The sequence below is a fragment of the Roseburia amylophila genome, from assembly GCF_025567465.1.
Classification (GTDB): Bacteria; Bacillota; Clostridia; order Lachnospirales; family Lachnospiraceae; genus Roseburia_C; species Roseburia_C amylophila.
In genome coordinates this window covers 14,415-31,893 of sequence record NZ_JAOQKI010000009.1, presented here as the reverse complement: position 1 = coordinate 31,893, position 17,479 = coordinate 14,415, and the positions used below count along the sequence as shown (strand labels likewise).

General features: G+C 40.7%; 15 protein-coding genes and 1 tRNA gene. 13 read left to right on the top strand and 3 right to left on the bottom strand.

Annotated features, from left to right (window positions below):
- Window positions 1-46: 46 nt before the first annotated feature.
- Window positions 47-119, bottom strand: a tRNA-Thr gene (locus OCV43_RS07320).
- 228 nt (window positions 120-347) lie between these two features.
- Between OCV43_RS07320 and OCV43_RS07315 the strand changes: the two genes are divergently transcribed.
- Genes OCV43_RS07315 through OCV43_RS07305 form a run of 3 tightly spaced genes read left to right on the top strand, consistent with a single transcriptional unit; the run spans window position 348 to window position 2,203 of the window.
- Window positions 348-788 (top strand): hypothetical protein, encoded by a 441-nt coding sequence (locus tag OCV43_RS07315; RefSeq protein ID WP_022243214.1) that lies wholly within the window; start codon window positions 348-350, stop codon window positions 786-788.
- 26 nt (window positions 789-814) lie between these two features.
- Entirely contained in the window at window positions 815-1,789 is a 975-nt protein-coding gene (locus tag OCV43_RS07310; RefSeq protein ID WP_022243213.1) for a DHH family phosphoesterase, read from the top strand.
- Between the two features lie 6 nt (window positions 1,790-1,795).
- Window positions 1,796-2,203, top strand: a complete 408-nt coding sequence (locus OCV43_RS07305) for a hypothetical protein (protein WP_022243212.1) — start codon at window positions 1,796-1,798, stop codon at window positions 2,201-2,203.
- A 78-nt stretch (window positions 2,204-2,281) separates the two neighbouring features.
- Here OCV43_RS07305 and OCV43_RS07300 read toward each other — a convergent pair whose 3' ends face one another.
- A complete protein-coding gene (locus OCV43_RS07300) occupies window positions 2,282-3,079 on the bottom strand; it encodes an ABC transporter permease (protein ID WP_262623756.1) in 798 nt (265 codons plus the stop codon).
- Complete coding sequence (locus tag OCV43_RS07295; RefSeq protein WP_117698567.1) at window positions 3,072-3,839, bottom strand: ABC transporter ATP-binding protein; 768 nt, start codon at window positions 3,837-3,839, stop codon at window positions 3,072-3,074. The genes OCV43_RS07300 and OCV43_RS07295 overlap by 8 nt, the downstream gene beginning before the upstream one ends.
- A 117-nt stretch (window positions 3,840-3,956) precedes the next feature.
- Here OCV43_RS07295 and OCV43_RS07290 point away from each other — a divergent pair, with 117 nt between their 5' ends.
- From OCV43_RS07290 to OCV43_RS07245, 10 genes are all read left to right on the top strand, one after another.
- Window positions 3,957-4,640 carry an epoxyqueuosine reductase QueH gene (locus OCV43_RS07290; RefSeq protein WP_262623754.1) on the top strand — a complete coding sequence of 228 codons (684 nt, stop codon included), beginning with the start codon at window positions 3,957-3,959 and terminating at the stop codon, window positions 4,638-4,640.
- Between the two features lie 109 nt (window positions 4,641-4,749).
- Complete coding sequence (gene argH / locus OCV43_RS07285) at window positions 4,750-6,162, top strand: argininosuccinate lyase (protein ID WP_262623753.1); 1,413 nt, start codon at window positions 4,750-4,752, stop codon at window positions 6,160-6,162.
- A 173-nt stretch (window positions 6,163-6,335) separates the two neighbouring features.
- The gene (asd, locus tag OCV43_RS07280) at window positions 6,336-7,421 is read left to right on the top strand and encodes an aspartate-semialdehyde dehydrogenase (RefSeq protein ID WP_227700962.1); all 1,086 of its coding nucleotides are present in this window, start codon (window positions 6,336-6,338) and stop codon (window positions 7,419-7,421) included.
- A gap of 150 nt (window positions 7,422-7,571) precedes the next feature.
- Complete coding sequence (locus tag OCV43_RS07275; RefSeq protein WP_262623752.1) at window positions 7,572-8,933, top strand: ATP-binding protein; 1,362 nt, start codon at window positions 7,572-7,574, stop codon at window positions 8,931-8,933.
- A 73-nt stretch (window positions 8,934-9,006) separates the two neighbouring features.
- Entirely contained in the window at window positions 9,007-12,201 is a 3,195-nt protein-coding gene (locus OCV43_RS07270; RefSeq protein ID WP_262623751.1) for a type IA DNA topoisomerase, read from the top strand.
- On the top strand, window positions 12,179-12,850 hold the full coding sequence (locus OCV43_RS07265; RefSeq protein ID WP_022243204.1) for an LbetaH domain-containing protein: 672 nt from the start codon (window positions 12,179-12,181) through the stop codon (window positions 12,848-12,850). Before OCV43_RS07270 ends, OCV43_RS07265 begins: the two co-directional genes overlap by 23 nt.
- A 230-nt stretch (window positions 12,851-13,080) precedes the next feature.
- Window positions 13,081-13,794, top strand: coding sequence for an ABC transporter ATP-binding protein (locus OCV43_RS07260; RefSeq protein WP_117698561.1), 714 nt, complete (start codon window positions 13,081-13,083; stop codon window positions 13,792-13,794).
- The gene (locus OCV43_RS07255) at window positions 13,787-15,364 is read left to right on the top strand and encodes a putative ABC exporter domain-containing protein (protein ID WP_262623750.1); all 1,578 of its coding nucleotides are present in this window, start codon (window positions 13,787-13,789) and stop codon (window positions 15,362-15,364) included. The genes OCV43_RS07260 and OCV43_RS07255 overlap by 8 nt, the downstream gene beginning before the upstream one ends.
- A 138-nt stretch (window positions 15,365-15,502) precedes the next feature.
- Window positions 15,503-16,195 (top strand): iron-sulfur cluster assembly scaffold protein, encoded by a 693-nt coding sequence (locus OCV43_RS07250; RefSeq protein ID WP_262623749.1) that lies wholly within the window; start codon window positions 15,503-15,505, stop codon window positions 16,193-16,195.
- Between the two features lie 19 nt (window positions 16,196-16,214).
- On the top strand, window positions 16,215-17,225 hold the full coding sequence (locus OCV43_RS07245; RefSeq protein ID WP_117841112.1) for a GGGtGRT protein: 1,011 nt from the start codon (window positions 16,215-16,217) through the stop codon (window positions 17,223-17,225).
- Window positions 17,226-17,479: the final 254 nt, after the last annotated feature.

Genomic DNA, 17,479 nt, shown 5'->3' with positions numbered 1-17,479 from the left:
GAGAAATGTCAATACTATTTTTAGATTATTTTTAGACAACAAAAAAAGCTCCCGAGGGGACTCGAACCCCTGACCTACGCATTACGAATGCGCCGCTCTACCAACTGAGCCACGGAAGCAGAATAATCTGGCTATATGCGAAATAAAATATTTTTCTCAGACAACCCTTTATTTATTAAAATCATACTATAATATTATATATAGAAAAAAATAAATTTGCAATGTTTTTTTGAAAAAAGTTGTTCTTTCAATGGTTACTTGGTATAATGAGCGTAGATGTGTAAGAACCGGAGAAAGATGAACCGGCTTATGAAAAGGGAAATCATTACAAGGAGGAAGTTTTTTTCATGGAAGTGAAGGAATTTGTTTCAGGGGGAAAGAAAACTGAGGACAGTAAGAAGAATATGAAGAAGAAAATCAACAGCGCAAAGAAAAATTATGCAAAGAAGAACAGTCAGTTTACGATTGCAGAATTAAAGGAAAACAGCGCGCTGATTATGTTATGTGTATTTGTGGTTTTTGCCGTATTGGAAATTGTTCTGGGTATACTGGTATGGAAGATGCCGGTAGTGAGCGTATGTATTGTAGTGTTGATTGAAGCGGGACTTGCTGCATGTCTGCATAACCTTCCTGTCTGGCTGCATGGAATTGTTGCAGCAGCAGAGATTGTCGTTGGAATAATTTCCGGTAAAGTGATATTTATGCTGATTGGAATTTTATGCTATGGGGCAGCTTTGTTTGCCTTAAAATTCCAGAAGGAAAATAATCCGCTTTCTATATTAAAATAAGAAGAAATCATACCAGGAGATAAAACATGGATCCCTTACAATTAGTAGAGTTATTAAGAGGACACAGAACTTATATTCAGACACATAATTTTCCAGATCCGGATGCGATTGCCAGTGCCTTTGGCTTACAGCATTTTTTAAATTACCATGGGATTAAAGCAGATATCTGTTATGATGGCAAGATTGAACGCCTGAGTACAAGAAAGATGTTTGATACATTTCATATTGATATTTTGTCTAAAGAAGATTTGGATGATATGAAGAAAGAGGACTATATTGTTACCGTAGACTCCCAGAAATATAATACGAATCTGACCGATTTTATCGGGGATGAGGTGGCATGTATTGACCATCATCCGACAGTAATTGCCTGTGAATATGCTTATAAAGATGTGCGCCGTGTAGGAGCCTGTGCCACAATGATTGCAGAGTATTTTTATCTTACCAATACACCAATGAGCCGGGATGTGGCGGCAGCACTGGCATATGGCATCAAGATGGATACGGATGACTTTGTTCGTGGTACAACAAAGCTTGATGTGGATATGTTTGCATACATCTATCCAATGGCAGATGTGGAAGAGTTAAAATCCATGTATGTAAATGTAATGGAGTTTTCTGATTTAAAGGCATATGGTGCAGCAATCGATAATATCCACATTTATGATGATGTGGGATTTGCATCGATTCCGTTTGATTGTCCGGATGCGCTGATTGCAATTATTTCAGACTTTATTTTATCTCTTGATGTAGTTAATATTTCCGTGATTTATGCAATCCGTTCTGATGGCATTAAGTTTTCTGTCCGGAGTGCATTCAATCATGTAGATGCCGGAAGAGTTGTAGCAAAGGCATTAGCAGATTATGGAAACGGTGGCGGACATCCGGCAATGGCTGGCGGCTTCATTCCAAAGAAGAATATGGAAAAGTTGGAACCGGACCGGGATTATAAATTAGAAATGCTGTTCTTAGAGCAGATTAAGGCAGAAGAAGGAAGGTAAGATACCATGGCAGAAAATCAGGTGAAGATAACCTATCATATTTATCTTGAGGCAGAGGATGTATCCCAGTCGAGAATTTTATCCAGTACCTCTTATGTAAAGAACTTATTTAAAAATTGCGGCAATCATTATTTTCAGGGTGTAGACTTTGATGATGAAAGTGATTTGGATGATTTTACCCTGCGTCTCTTTGTGGAGCAGGAAATCTTAGAAGAAGAGTGCAGCGTAGAGGCAGATGCAAAAGACTTTCCGGCAGATATGGCAGAATTCTTGGATAATATAGCCCAGGCACATTCTTTCCTTGATATGGAAGGTGATTTTACCGTGGAATATCAGGGCGAGAAAGTAAGTTTTAAGTTTGCTTCTGAAGCAGGAGCAGATTACTGTGACTTTGAAGAAATCGAAGAAGCATAAAAATTCATAAGCAATTTCCTGTAAAGTAAGAAAGAGAAAGGCAGTATGAAGAGCAGGTGCAATTCATACCGCCTTTCTTTAGTTCCTCTTTAAGCAGAGCTTCTCAAAACTTCCAATCAGCTGATAGAGCAGCATGGCAATGAGACAGAGAATCAGAATCGATAAGATGACCCAGTCTAATTTAAAAACCTGGCTGCCATAAATAATAAGATAGCCTAAGCCTTTTTTTGCTGCAATAAATTCACCGATGATAACACCAACTAGACAAAGACCGATGTTGACTTTCATAATAGAAAGCAGGGTGGGAATACAGCCCGGCAGCATAATTTTAAACATAACATCATTACGGGTGCCGCCTAATGTCTTTATCAGAAGAATCTTTTCTTTATCCATATCACAAAAAGCAGTGTAAAGACTCAGAATAGAGCCAAAGATAGCTACGGACATACCGGTGATGATAATGGTCTTGTAATTGCCTCCCAGCCATACAATCAGCAGCGGAGCCAGCGCAGATTTTGGCAGGGAATTTAAAACCACAAGATAAGGCTCTAAGGTTTCGGATAAGGTTTTGGAAAACCAGAGGATTGCAGCAATCAGTAATGTTAAAATAATAACAAAGAAAAAGCTGCTTAAGGTTTCAAACAGGGTGATTCCAATGTGATAAAGGAGCTTCTGACTGGTAATCATTTGGTAGAAGCAGATGATAAGTCTGGTGGGACTGCTGAAAATAAAGGGGTCGATTTTTCCATATCTGGCACAAAGCTCCCATTGCAATAAAAAGACAACAAGAATCAGAACGCGAAAGATTTTTATTTTAAGCTGATGCCTGCGGCATTGCCGTAAGTACATAAGCTGTGCAGAGGATGGGTTATTCATTTTGATTAAATTCCTTCCATATTAAGTTAAAATAGGATTTAAAATGGCTGTCATTCCGTTTCTCTAAAGGCGTAAGACCAGGCTCAAAGGATATGGGTATAATGGAGCGGATTGTGCCCGGCCGGTGGCTTAAGACAATAACACGGTCTCCCATGGAAATTGCTTCGGATAAATCATGGGTTACAAGAATGGCGGTTTTATGTTCCTGCCGCAGAATGGTACCGATGTCATTGCTGACATTAAGGCGGGTCTGATAATCTAATGCCGAGAAGGGTTCATCTAAGAGAAGCAGCTCCGGGCGAAGTACCAGGGTCCGAATCAGGGCAGCCCGCTGCCGCATGCCGCCGGAAAGCTCAGAAGGACGTTTTGCAGCAAAATCGGCAAGTCCATAAGTTTCTAACAGCCGGCTGGCATAAGCAAGATTTTCCGGTGTCATTTTGTGCTGGATTTCCAGCCCTAATTGGACATTGGATGCGATGGTACGCCACTCTAAGAGATGGTCTTTCTGGAGCATGTATCCCATATTTAAAATATCCTTTGACTGCAGGGGGTGTCCCATGAAGGAAATGCTGCCGCCGGATGGGACAAGGAGACCGCAGATAAGGGATAAAAGTGTTGATTTGCCACATCCACTGGGACCTACAATAGCAACAAATTCTCCGTTGGATAAAGTAAAACTGATATTGGACAGAGCCTTGGTTTCGCCGTCTTTCGTATGATAAATATAATCTATATTGGACAATTCAAGGATGGAGCACATGGTATTCACCTGATAGAAGTTTATAGGATAATATATGTGAAAAAATGAGATTGGTCACCCGGATTGACAGAAGAAAAGGATAGATTATAATAGGAACAGAATCGACAGAAGTTTAGAATGGGAAAGGTAAATGCGATGAAAGAAAATTACCAGAAAATATTAGATGAAACGATTGCCGGATTAGAAGAAAGAGGAGAAGTTCCGAAACTTTTGCTTCATAGCTGCTGTGCACCCTGCAGTTCTTATGTATTAGAGTATCTTTCCAACTATTTTTATATTACGGTGTTGTACTATAATCCCAATATTTATCCTGAGGATGAATATTATCACAGAGCAGCGGAGCAGAAACGCTTTATTAAAGAATTTCCAACGAAATATGCGGTCTCCTTTGTGGAAGGAAACTTTGAACCGGAGCGTTTTTATGAAACAGTAAAAGGTTATGAAAATATCCGGGAGGGTGGCGAACGGTGTTTCCACTGCTATGAATTAAGACTGCGGGAAGCGGCAGAGTATGCGAAAAAATTAAATTGTGATTATTTTACGACAACGCTGTCTATCAGTCCCATGAAGAATGCTGCAAAGTTAAATGAGATTGGCGGAAGGCTGGCAGAAGAATATGATATTCGTTATTTATATTCGGATTTTAAGAAACGGGATGGCTATAAGCGTTCTACCGTAATTTCGGCAGAGTATGGCATGTACCGGCAGGATTATTGTGGTTGTGTATTTTCGAAGCGGGAGCGGGAAGAACAGAAAAGAGAACGTGCGGCGCAGGAAAGTGAGCAGACAGTACAGGAGTGATTTCTTCCGGTTGTCATTTTATGAAAAATAAGGTATACTTTCAGAAGTTAGTTATGGATTTTAGTTTAGAATAAGTACGGACATCCGTATGGAAAGAGAGGATAAAAGAGTGGCACAGTTATGGGGCGGACGCTTTACCAAAGAGACAGACAAGCTCGTTTACAATTTTAATGCGTCTATATCATTTGATCAGAAATTCTATAAACAGGATATGGAAGGCAGCATTGCACATGTGAAAATGCTTGGAAAACAGGGCATTTTAACAGAGAAAGAAATGCAGGATATTGTAGACTGTTTAAAAGAAATCTTAAAAGAAGTAGAAGGAGGAAAGCTTATTATTACCGATGAATACGAAGACATTCACAGCTTTGTAGAGGCAAAGCTCATTGACCGTCTGGGAGATACCGGTAAGAAATTACATACCGGACGAAGCAGAAATGATCAGGTTGCACTGGACATGCGTCTTTATACCAGACAGGAAGTATTGCATACTGACAAGCTGGTAAAAGAACTTCTTGAGACCATTCTTAAGATTATGGAAGAAAATACCGAGACGATTATGCCGGGATTTACCCATCTTCAGAAAGCACAGCCGATTACACTGGCACATCATATGGGAGCTTATTTTGAGATGTTCCGCCGTGACAGACTCCGCCTGCAGGATATTTTTCAGAGAATGAATTACTGTCCGTTAGGTTCCGGTGCCCTGGCAGGAACTACTTATCCATTAGACCGTGAATATACCGCAGAATTACTTGGGTTCTATGGACCAACCTTAAACAGTATGGATGGTGTATCAGACCGTGACTATTTAATCGAATTTTTATCTGCATTATCTACGATTATGATGCATTTAAGCCGTTTCTCCGAAGAAGTTATCATCTGGAATTCCAATGAATACCAGTTTGTAGAGATTGATGATGCATACAGTACCGGAAGCAGTATTATGCCACAGAAGAAGAATCCGGATATTGCAGAATTGGTACGTGGAAAGACCGGAAGAGTATATGGAGCACTGATGTCATTGCTTACTACGATGAAAGGAATTCCCCTTGCGTATAATAAAGATATGCAGGAAGATAAAGAACTTTCCTTTGACGCCATGGATACTGCAAAAGGTTGTCTGGCACTCTTTAAGGGCATGCTTGCAACCATGAAATTCAATAAAGAAAAAATGCATGACAGTGCCAACAAGGGATTTACCAATGCGACAGATGCAGCCGATTATCTGGTAAATCATGGCGTTCCTTTCCGTGATGCCCACGGTATTGTAGGAAGAATCGTGCTTTATTGTCTGGATAAGAAGATAGCCATTGATGATATGTCACTGGATGAGTTAAAGGCAATCTGCCCGGTATTTGAAGAGGATATTTATGAAGCAATTTCCATGGAAACCTGTGTCAATAAACGTCTGACTGTTGGTGCACCAGGTAAAGACGCAATGGAAAAAGTCATTGCATTGCATAAGGAATATCTGGCAAAGGACTGGCAGGATGAGCTGAATCTGCCGGAAGAGGCGTAGAAAATAAGTAGCTTATTCTGAAAAAATTGGTACATATGTATAAGAAAAATGCAATTCACTTAGTAATTTTTGATAAATTGTGAATTGCATTTTTTGTATAAATAGGATAGTATATTTATCAGAAAGACAACTGTTCGCGATAGACGAACATAAAAATGTGAGGAGAAAAAGAAATGAGCAGCAAATTAAAAGTCGGTATTTTAGGTGGAACAGGAATGGTAGGTCAGAGATTTATCTCTCTTCTGGAGAATCATCCATGGTTTGAGGTAACTACAATTGCAGCAAGCCCAAGAAGTGCAGGAAAGACCTATGCAGAAGCAGTTGGAGATCGTTGGAAAATGGATACTCCAATGCCGGAAGCCGTTAAAAATATTGTAGTAAAGAATGTAAATGAAGTAGAAAATGTTGCAGCAGAAGTTGATTTCGTATTCAGTGCCGTAGATATGACCAAAGATGAAATCAAAGCAATTGAAGAAGCATATGCTAAGACAGAGACTCCTGTTGTTTCGAACAACAGTGCACACAGATGGACACCGGATGTTCCTATGGTAGTACCTGAAATCAATCCGGAACATATGAAAGTAATCGAATTCCAGCGCAAGAGACTGGGAACCAAGAGAGGATTCGTTGCAGTAAAACCAAACTGCTCCATCCAGAGTTATGCTCCTGTTCTTACAGCATGGAAAGAGTTTGAACCATATGAAGTAGTAGCAACTACCTATCAGGCAATTTCCGGTGCCGGAAAAACCTTTAAGGACTGGCCGGAAATGGTTGGAAATATTATCCCATACATCGGTGGTGAGGAAGAAAAATCCGAAAAAGAGCCGCTTCGTATCTGGGGTGAAATCAAAGATGGTGTCATTGTACCTGCTGCATCACCGGTTATTACCTGCCAGTGTATCCGTGTTCCGGTATTAAACGGACATACAGCAGCTGTATTTGTTAAGTTCAAAAAGAACCCTACAAAAGAGCAGTTAATCGAAAAATTAGTAAACTTCAAGGGTGTTCCACAGGAATTAAATCTTCCAAGTGCACCAAAGCAGTTTATTCAGTACTTAGAAGAAGACAACAGACCACAGGTTTCTATGGATGTTAACTATGAAAACGGTATGGGAATCAGTGTTGGACGTCTTCGTGAGGACACCGTATATGATTGGAAATTCGTAGGATTATCCCACAATACCGTACGTGGTGCGGCTGGTGGAGCTGTTCTTTGTGCAGAACTTTTAAAAGCACAGGGTTACATTACTGCAAAATAAGCAGCAAAATATGTAACAAAATGAAGACAGAAAAGAATGTGCCAAGGCACATTCTTTTTTATCGTTTTGGCGTTGATAGAAAAATTAAAATGTGATATTATTTCTGTTAGAGTGACTTCTTAAAATTAGAAATTCTGGAGGATATTACCAATGATGATTCAGACATCCGAATTAAAGAAATTAGAAGAGGTATATGGACAGTCCGGCAATCAGATTGTTCTTTTATATGGAAGAGATAACTGCCAGAAAGAGCAGTTAATAAAAGAATTCTGTAAGGAGAAAAAGTTTTTTTACTATCGCGCCAGACAGGCATCCGAAAGGGAACAGGTTTTACAGATGGGGCAGGAAGTGGAAGCAAAATACGGGATTCGTCTGACACGCTATAGTTATGATGAATTCTTTAACCGCATCAAGAGTGGAGACCCGACCAAGCTTGTGGTTGTCATTGATGAATTCCAGTATATTGCCAGAAAAGATGTCGGCTTTATGAACAGCATTCTGAAACTGAAAGCAAAGAAATTATATCCGGGTCCTGTTATGATTATTCTGACCAGCTCTTCACTGGTATGGGTAGAGGAAGACTGCAGAGAAAAATATGGTGAATACTTAAAGAAGGTAGACGCAGCCATCCGCATGGAGGATGCGACATTTCTTGATGTGGTTCGACATTTCCCGGAATATGGAACCAGTCAGGCAGTGCAGGTCTATGGAATTATTGGAGGTGTGCCGGGTTATCTTACACGCTGGAACTCCAAAAAGAGTATTAAGGAAAATGTCTGCCGGCATATTTTGTCTCCGGATGGCTTCCTGTTCCATGAGGCAGAAAATTATATCAGCATTGAATTAAGAGAACTTTCTGTATATAATACAATACTTGCGGCATTGGCTTCGGGAAATAATAAGCTGAATGACCTCTTTTTAAAGACAGGCTTCTCCAGAGCAAAAATCAGTGTCTACATGAAGAATCTGATGGCATTTGATGTGGTGGAAAAGGTGGTTTCCTTTGATACCGGTGGCTGGGAGAATACGAAAAAGGGTGTTTACCGCATTGCCAATACTTATGTGAATTTCTGGTTCCGTTTTGTCTATCCACATTTATCGGACTTATATATGATGGCACCGGAAGAATTTTATGATACTTATATTGAAAAAGATTTAGATGACTATATGAACCGTTATTTTGTCAAGGTCTGCCGGGAATATCTGACTTTATTAAATCGTATTGGTAAACTTCCGATTGACATTCACCGGATTGGAACCTGGGTTGGAAAGAAGGGCAATATCGATATTGTCGCCCAGAACAGTGTTCGTGAGAGTATTGTCGGAATCTGTAACTGGTCAGAGCCTTATATGACCCGCACGGCAGGTGAAGCATTGCTTGATAATCTGAAGCAGGCAAAAATTTCTGCAAAATATCTTTATATGTTTTCCGCACAGGAATTTGCAGAGGATTTAAAGCAGATGGCAGAAGAAGATAAAAGATTTGTCCTGATCGATATGAAGGAATTATAAAGTGCCGGAAAAGTCAAAAAATGATAAAAAGTTAAAATAATAGATTAGGCACAGAAATTGGAGGAAATAACGGTTGGGTAAGTCGTTAATTATCACGGAGAAACCAAGTGTTGCCCGGGAATTTGCACGAATTCTTGGCGTATCCGGCAGAAATGACGGATATATCGAAGACAGTCACTATGCCATTACCTGGTGTGTTGGTCATCTGGTGGAAATGGTATATCCGGAAGAATATGATATAAAATATAAGAAGTGGAAGTTAGAAGACCTTCCATTTCTTCCGAAAGATTATAAATATAATGTCATACCATCTGTAAGCAAACAGTATGACATCGTACATAAGCTCTTACACCGGGAAGATATTGATACCGTTTACTGGGCAGGCGATGCCGGAAAAGAAGGACAGACCATTGAAGAGAATATCCGGCGGTTCGGTGGAGTCCGTGAAGGTATGAAAGAGCTGCGGGTATGGATAGATTCGCAGACGGAGGAAGAAATTAAAAGAGGAATTGCGGAAGCAAGACCAATGTCGGATTATGATAATCTTGCTAATTCCGGGATTATGCGTACCATTGAAGACTATGCCATGGGAATTAATTTTTCCCGTGTCATGTCTGTAAAATATGGAAATCTTTTAAATGATGCTGCAGGAACCAAGTCCTATACTGCAATTGCAGTTGGCCGTGTCATGACCTGTGTACTTGGCATGGTTGTAATCCGGGAGCGGGAAATCCGTAATTTTGTAGAGACACCATTTTACCGGGTGGTGGGAAATTTCTTTGATGCAGAGATAGAAGGTGAATGGAAAGCGGTAGAAGGTTCTTCTTATTATGCATCTCCGTTGCTTTATAAAGAGAATGGATTCAAAGAAAAAGTACATGCAGAAAAATTAATTAAAGATTTAACTAATAAAACAGCGATTGTAAAAACAGTAGATAAAGGAATTTCAAAGAAACGTGCACCGCTTTTATTTAACCTGGCGGAGCTTCAGGCAGAGTGCTCGAAAAGGTTTAAAATCAGCCCGGACGAGACGCTGCAGGTAGCACAGGACTTATATGAAAGAAAGCTGACTACTTATCCGAGAACGGATGCCAGAGTGTTATCTTCTGCCGTTGCAAAAGAAATCAGTAAGAATATCAGAGGACTCCGTTCCTTTGAGCCGGTTGCTCCCTTTGTGCAAAATATTGTGGAGCATGGTTTATATAAAAATATCGGAAAGAGCAGTTATACCGATGACAGTAAGATTACAGACCATTATGCTATTGTTCCAACCGGACAGGTCAATGAATATAAGTCGCTGACGGAATTGCAGAAGCGGGTCTACGAACTGATCGTGCGGCGTTTCTTAAGTATTTTCTATCCGCCGGCACAGTATCAGACGGTAAAGCTGACCATCGGAATTGAAAAGGAATCTTTCTTTGCCGGAGCAAAAGTATTAAAGGTTCCCGGATATCTTGAAATTGCCGGAAGACCGGATACCAAAGAAAAACGGGAAAAGGAAGATGGTGACGGAGAAGAAAACAATCCGAAGAACAGCGCAGCATTACTAAAACTTGCAGATAGTCTCAAAGAAGGAGATACCGCAGAAGTAAAAGAATTTCTGGTAAAAGAGGGAAAGACTTCTCCACCAAAGCGTTATACTTCAGGTTCCATGGTGCTTGCCATGGAAAATGCGGGACAGTTAATCGAGGAAGAGGAATTAAGAGAACAGATTAAAGGCTCCGGAATTGGAACCTCTGCTACAAGGGCAGAAATCATCAAGAAGCTGGTGCGTATCGGCTATCTTGCTTTAAATAAGAAAACACAGGTGCTGACGCCGGAAGCCTTAGGCGAGATGGTTTATGAAGTGGTGAATATGACTGTTCCGGCGCTTTTGAATCCCAAGATGACCGCTTCCTGGGAAAAGGGCTTGGATGGCATTACCCAGGGAACCGTTCCGATGGAAGATTACCGGGAGAAGTTAGAAGAATTTATCCGGAAAGAAACAGTTTCCATGATAAATGAGAATCTCACCAGCCAGATTGCCGGGCAGATCCGGCCATTGGCTGGCAGCAATGCCAAAGATATGAAGGCAAAGGTTAAAATCGGAGCAACCTGTCCGGTCTGTGGCGGTGAGATTGAGACTACACCTTTTGGTTATGGTTGCTCAAATTATAATAAAGATGGCAGTGGCTGCCGTTTCGCTATTGGTTCTATCGCCGGAAGAGAGCTTAACGATGAAGAAGTAAAGCAGTTATTGAGCGAAGGCAGAACCGGAGTCTTAAAAGGATTTACTTCGAAGAATAAGAAGAAGTTTTCTGCCTGCCTTGTGATGACAAAGGATGAAGAAGGAAAACCGAATATAACCTTTGATTTTTCACAGAATGAGCCGGAGACCATAGAGGGCGTAAGTTGTCCGTTGTGTGGCGGAGCAATAGAAATAAAGCCATTTGGTTATGGCTGTGCCAATTATAAAGCGGAAGATGAGGCTGGCTGCCGGTTTGCCATTGGAAAAATAGCCGGGAAAGATTTAAACACCGCCCAGGTGAAGGAGCTTCTGACCAATGGAAGAACCGGAACGATTCGTGGATTTACTTCAAAGAATAAGAAGAAATTTGATGCCTGCCTGATGCTTGGAGAAGATGAGAACGGAAAGAAAGTCCTGAAATTTGATTTTGAGCATGTGGAAGCAAAGAAGGTAAAAGATGTAAAATGTCCACTGTGTCAGGGTGATATTGTGCAGACGCCATTTGGCTATGGCTGTGCCAATTATGACAGAAACAAAGAGGACAGCTGCCGTTTCTCAATCGGTAAAATAGCCGGAGTAAAATTAAAGGAAACTCAGGTAAAAGCACTTTTACTAACAGGAAAGACAGAAATTATAACAGGATTTAAATCTAAGAATGGCAAGAAATTTGATGCACCATTGAAGCTTACCGAGGATGGACGCATTGAATTTGACTTTCCGGAGCGTCCGAAACCGGAAGAGACAAAAGTAAAATGTCCAAAGTGTGGGGCATTGTTAAAGAAAAGCCAGTGGTACTATGAATGTGACTGCGGATTCCGGGTGAACCGTTATGTAGCAAAGGTGGAACTGGCTGAAGAAGTGTTAGAAGAGCTTTTTACAAAAGGATATACCGCTAAAAAAATAACCGGATTTACTTCGAAAGCAGGAAATGTATTTGATACCTGTCTGAAGTTTGAAGAGGATGAAATCCGTTTTGATTTTGACCGGAAACCGGAAGAAGAAAGAGAGGAAGAGAAAGATGGAACAGTGCAAAATCAGTAATATGTATACATTAGAGGAGACAATCGCAAAGGATTATCTTGCACAATTTACTTATCCGTGGGAGGCACTTGCCGGAATCGGAGATTATATCAAAGAACTGGGAAAAACATTGAATCCGGATGTTTATGAACAGAAGGGTGAGGATATCTGGGTGGCAAAATCCGCTGCCGTGGCACCGACAGCATGTTTAAATGGTCCTTTAATTATTGATGAAAATGCTGAAATACGACACTGTGCATTCATTCGTGGTAATGCAATTGTCGGAAAAGGAACGGTGGTAGGCAATTCTACCGAGTTAAAGAATGTCATTCTTTTTAATTCCGTGCAGGTACCACACTATAATTATGTGGGAGATTCTATTTTGGGATACAAGTCACACATGGGAGCAGGTTCCATCACATCCAATGTAAAATCCGATAAGACACTGGTGGTAGTAAAATCTGCTGATGAGAAGATGGAAACCGGACGCAAGAAATTTGGTGCCATGCTGGGAGATTTTGTAGAGGTTGGCTGTAATTCCGTATTGAATCCGGGAACAGTCATCGGGCCACATACCAATATTTATCCGCTTTCCCCGGTACGTGGAGTAGTTCCGGCGCATTCTATTTATAAGAATAAGAATGAAATTGTAAGTAAAGCAGAAGACTAGACGGATGGAAATTTACCTACAGAAGTTACCTGCGGTAGCTGCTTGCAGAAAAATGACAATAGAAAATTAAGAAATGAATGGTTGACAAAAACAGCTGTATGCATTACTGTATTAATTAAGTAATACATACAGCTGCTTTTTAGTTGGACGAGAACTTCGAAAAGAGTGTTTCTCGCAGTATATACGGGAAGCTTACAAAGAGTGTTTCTCGTGAATTTTGGAGGGTGAAAATGTTAGAAGTACAAGAGCTTACTAAGAAATATGGAAAGAATGTGGCAGTAGATCATGTCAGCTTTATGGTGCAGGATGGTCAGGTCGGTATCCTGCTTGGACCAAATGGTGCCGGAAAATCAACCATTATAAAGAGTATTGCAGGACTCCTTCGCTATGAAGGCGGTGTTGGTATTAATGGAATGAAAGCAAGAAGCCTGGAAGCGAAGAAAATATTTGGCTATGTACCGGAGATTCCGGCAATGTTTGAAGCACTGACGGTGCGGGAGCATATCGAATATGTGAAGCGGGCATATAACAGCGACATTACAGAGGAAGAAATCGATGCACTGCTGACACGTTTTGAACTTCTGGATAAACAGGAGAAGCTGGGAAATGAATTGTCCAAAGGAATGATGCAGAAGGTCAGTATCTGTTGTGCACTTGCTATTCATCCAAAGGTTGTGATGTTGGATGAACCGATGGTGGGACTTGACCCGGCAGCTATAAAAGAATTAAAAGAAGTTGTACTGGAGTTAAAAGAGAAAGGCTGTACCATTCTTATCAGTACCCATATGCTTGAAATGGTAAAAGATTTGTGGGATGTGATGTTTGTAATGGAACAAGGGAAAATTATAGCAACATTTAACAAAAATGAAATTGCGGATAAAGACATAGAAGAACTGTTCTTTGAAGTGACAGAACCAAAGACTGGTGGTGAAGAACATGAGTAGTCTTTCCTTTGTTTTTTCCCGGACCATTAAGAATAAAGTGAAGCGGAGTTTAAGACGGCCACAGACTTATATTGCGCTGGTATTTGTTATTTTATATGCAGCACTGGTGTTGTATGGACTTGGTTCCATGTCTGTCGACTTCGGATTAAACAGCCCGGAAGGAATTGCAACTGTTTTATCAGTACTGATGGTTATGATTGTTCCGGCAAACCTGATTTCGTATATCAAGAGAAAAGGACTGTTGTTCCGTCCGTCAGAAGTACATTTTGTATTTGCTGCACCGGAAGAACCGAAGAAAGTTATTCTTCATGCCGGAAAGAAGCAGTTCTTAACGAATTTTATTGTTGAACTATTTATACTTGTACTTGGAATTGGTGTATTTGGTGTTACACCATATAAGATGATTTTATATTTCCTTTATGCTGGTGTACTGGAAAATATTTTAGAGGGAGCGTTAATGATTATCTGCTATGGAAATGAAACACTTCCCAAACAGTTCTTTACCGTACTTACTTATATTATGTATGGAGTAATGGCAGCTTTTGCACTGGTGGCAATCTACTTTGTTTCGGTGAAAGGCATGCAGTTATCTGTGTTTGTGGACTTAATCCAGCTTCCGGTGGTACAGCTGATTCCGATTATAGGCTGGGAAATTGCATTGATTCAGCTTATTATCATAGGCCCTGCAGGAATCAATGTGGTGGCAACCGTACTTCTTTTAATCAGTACTGTTTTGCTGGTACTTTATGCGAAAAAGATGAAGTGTACCGGAGAATTCTATGAAGATGCTGCAAAATTTGCAGAAGATTATGATGACCGGATGAAACGCTCGAAAAAGGGCGAGGTTGTAGTGGGAAATGGCAAGAAAAAGTATTTACGGAATGTAAAGATGGCTTATAAGGGAACTTACGCCAAAGCAATTTTCTACCGGCAGGTATTAGAATACCGTAAAAACCGTTTCTTTATCTTTGGCTGGAATTCGGTGCTGTTTCTGGTCATAGGTGTGGCAATTGCGGTTGTCTCTTATTATAATAAAATTTCCAGCCAGCCTTTTAAAATGTTTGTAATTCCGGGCGTCATTGCCTATGTTATCTTTATTTTCAGCGGTTATAAGACGAAGTGGTCTAAGGAACTGGCAAATCCATACACCTATCTGATTCCGGACAGCAATTTTAAGAAAATGTGGTATGCCACCAAAATGGAGCATATCCGTGCGCTGATTGACGGACTTCTGATTACGCTGCCGGGCAGTATCGTAATGGGACTTCCGGTGTCTTACATGATTTTGACCGTCATTTTATATATGTGCCTGAATGCTAATAAGCTTTATATGAATATGCTGGCAGATGTCGTGATAGGGAAAATGTTTGGAGAACTGGGCAGAACGATTCTTCGGATGCTGTTCCAGGGACTGGTATTATGTGTCGGAATCATTGTGGCAGTAGCAACGGGAGCGTTCATTTCTGTGACTGCAGGATTTATTATGATGATAGTCGTTATATTCCTGCTGACACTGGTTGGAGCAATTGGAGCATCCTTTGCATTTGAGCGGATGGAGGCATTAGATTAACATATTGAGAAAATTAAGGTGCATTTCCTGTAAAAAAGACTGGACTAATGTAAAAAAATGTGAGAAAATGAGGGCGGTGTGTTAAATGTATAACAAAGTTTAACATGATATATATTTCATATCGAAAGGAGTCTTATAATGATTTACACGAAGGAAATCGAAAACATGTGTCCTGTTGCCAAGGGCGCAAAACATGAGCCAGCTCCAATTCCAGAAGAAGGAAAATGGGTTCATTCCAAAAAAATTGAAGATATTTCAGGATTTACACACGGTGTAGGCTGGTGTGCACCACAGCAGGGTGCCTGCAAGCTTTCATTAAATGTAAAGAATGGTGTGATTGAAGAAGCACTGGTTGAGACAATCGGATGCTCAGGTATGACACATTCAGCAGCAATGGCAGCAGAGGTTCTTCAGGGAAAAACAATTCTTGAAGCATTAAATACTGACCTTGTTTGTGACGCAATCAATACAGCAATGAGAGAATTATTCTTACAGATCGTTTACGGACGTACTCAGAGTGCATTCTCTGATGACGGACTTGCAGTAGGTGCTGGTCTGGAAGATTTAGGAAAAGGACTTCGTTCCCAGGTTGGTACTATGTACGCAACAAAGGAGAAAGGTGTTCGTTACTTAGAGATGGCTGAAGGTTATGTAACAGGCATCGCTCTTGACGAGAACAACGAAGTTATCGGATATCAGTTCGTTTCTCTTGGAAAAATGACAGACTTTATCAAAAAAGGTGATGACCCTAACACTGCATGGGAAAAAGCAAAAGGCCAGTATGGTCGTGTAGCTGATGCTGTTAAGATCATTGACCCAAGAGAAGAGTAAGAAAGGAGAGACGAAGATAATGGCATTATTTGAAGGATATGAAAGAAGAATTGACCAGATAAACGCTGTATTAAACAGCTATGGTATCAGCTCTATTGAAGAAGCTGAAAAAATTACAAAAGATGCTGGACTTGATGTATATGATCAGGTAAAGAAAATCCAGCCTATCTGTTTCGAGAACGCTTGCTGGGCTTACACTATAGGTGCAGCAATCGCAATCAAAAAAGGATGCAAAAGAGCTGCTGATGCTGCTGCAGCAATCGGTGAAGGTCTTCAGGCATTCTGTATTCCAGGTTCTGTTGCTGACCACAGAAAAGTAGGTCTTGGACATGGTAACCTTGGAAAAATGTTATTAGAGGAAGAGACAGAGTGCTTCTGTTTCTTAGCTGGACACGAGTCCTTTGCAGCTGCTGAAGGTGCAATCGGAATCGCTGAGAAAGCAAACAAAGTACGTCAGAAACCACTTCGTGTTATCTTAAACGGACTTGGAAAAGATGCTGCACAGATTATTTCACGTATCAACGGATTTACATTTGTTGAGACACAGTATGATTACAAAGCAGCTAAACTTAACGTTGTATATGAAAAAGCATATTCTAACGGACTTCGTGCAACTGTAAAATGTTACGGTGCTGATGATGTTCAGGAAGGTGTTGCAATCATGCATCATGAGAACGTAGGTGTTTCCATTACCGGTAACTCTACCAACCCAACACGTTTCCAGCATCCGGTTGCAGGTACATACAAGAAAGAATGTATCGAGCAGGGTAAGAAATACTTCTCTGTAGCATCCGGCGGTGGTACAGGACGTACTCTTCACCCAGATAACATGGCTGCAGGTCCTGCTTCTTATGGTATGACAGATACTATGGGACGTATGCACTCTGATGCACAGTTCGCAGGTTCTTCTTCCGTACCAGCTCACGTTGAGATGATGGGCTTAATCGGAATGGGTAACAACCCAATGGTTGGTGCTACAGTAGCAGTTGCCGTTTCCGTTGAGGAAGCAGCAAAAGCTGGTAAATTCTAAATAAAAGGCTTAAAAGCTAGACTTTTCGGGCTATTCAGACTAGGTAATTCGGTCTGGATAGCCCTATTTTTATGTCCATAAGACATGTAAAAGTCGCAAGCAAGTCACAAGCAACAAGTCACAAACCCTGTAGACTGTGTGAGTTGGGGGTTAGTTCCTGTGTTGTTATGTTCAGTATAAGGTGATTACTCAGTTGATGAATTCTTAATATCGCAAAATTTATTTGCAGTGTCTGAAATGAATAAATGTCTGAG

What these genes read in the sequence shown, in the direction of transcription:
- OCV43_RS07315 (WP_022243214.1), top strand. Translation starts at nt 348, where the DNA reads ATGGAAGTGAAGGAATTTGTTTCAGGGGGAAAGAAAACTGAGGACAGT.
- asd (WP_227700962.1), top strand. Translation starts at nt 6,336, where the DNA reads ATGAGCAGCAAATTAAAAGTCGGTATTTTAGGTGGAACAGGAATGGTA.
- OCV43_RS07275 (WP_262623752.1), top strand. Translation starts at nt 7,572, where the DNA reads ATGATGATTCAGACATCCGAATTAAAGAAATTAGAAGAGGTATATGGA.
- OCV43_RS07260 (WP_117698561.1), top strand. Translation starts at nt 13,081, where the DNA reads ATGTTAGAAGTACAAGAGCTTACTAAGAAATATGGAAAGAATGTGGCA.
- OCV43_RS07250 (WP_262623749.1), top strand. Translation starts at nt 15,503, where the DNA reads ATGATTTACACGAAGGAAATCGAAAACATGTGTCCTGTTGCCAAGGGC.
- OCV43_RS07300 (WP_262623756.1), bottom strand. Translation starts at nt 3,079, where the DNA reads ATGAATAACCCATCCTCTGCACAGCTTATGTACTTACGGCAATGCCGC.
- OCV43_RS07255 (WP_262623750.1), top strand. Translation starts at nt 13,787, where the DNA reads ATGAGTAGTCTTTCCTTTGTTTTTTCCCGGACCATTAAGAATAAAGTG.
- OCV43_RS07245 (WP_117841112.1), top strand. Translation starts at nt 16,215, where the DNA reads ATGGCATTATTTGAAGGATATGAAAGAAGAATTGACCAGATAAACGCT.
- OCV43_RS07290 (WP_262623754.1), top strand. Translation starts at nt 3,957, where the DNA reads ATGGGAAAGGTAAATGCGATGAAAGAAAATTACCAGAAAATATTAGAT.
- OCV43_RS07295 (WP_117698567.1), bottom strand. Translation starts at nt 3,839, where the DNA reads ATGTGCTCCATCCTTGAATTGTCCAATATAGATTATATTTATCATACG.
- OCV43_RS07305 (WP_022243212.1), top strand. Translation starts at nt 1,796, where the DNA reads ATGGCAGAAAATCAGGTGAAGATAACCTATCATATTTATCTTGAGGCA.
- OCV43_RS07265 (WP_022243204.1), top strand. Translation starts at nt 12,179, where the DNA reads ATGGAACAGTGCAAAATCAGTAATATGTATACATTAGAGGAGACAATC.
- OCV43_RS07310 (WP_022243213.1), top strand. Translation starts at nt 815, where the DNA reads ATGGATCCCTTACAATTAGTAGAGTTATTAAGAGGACACAGAACTTAT.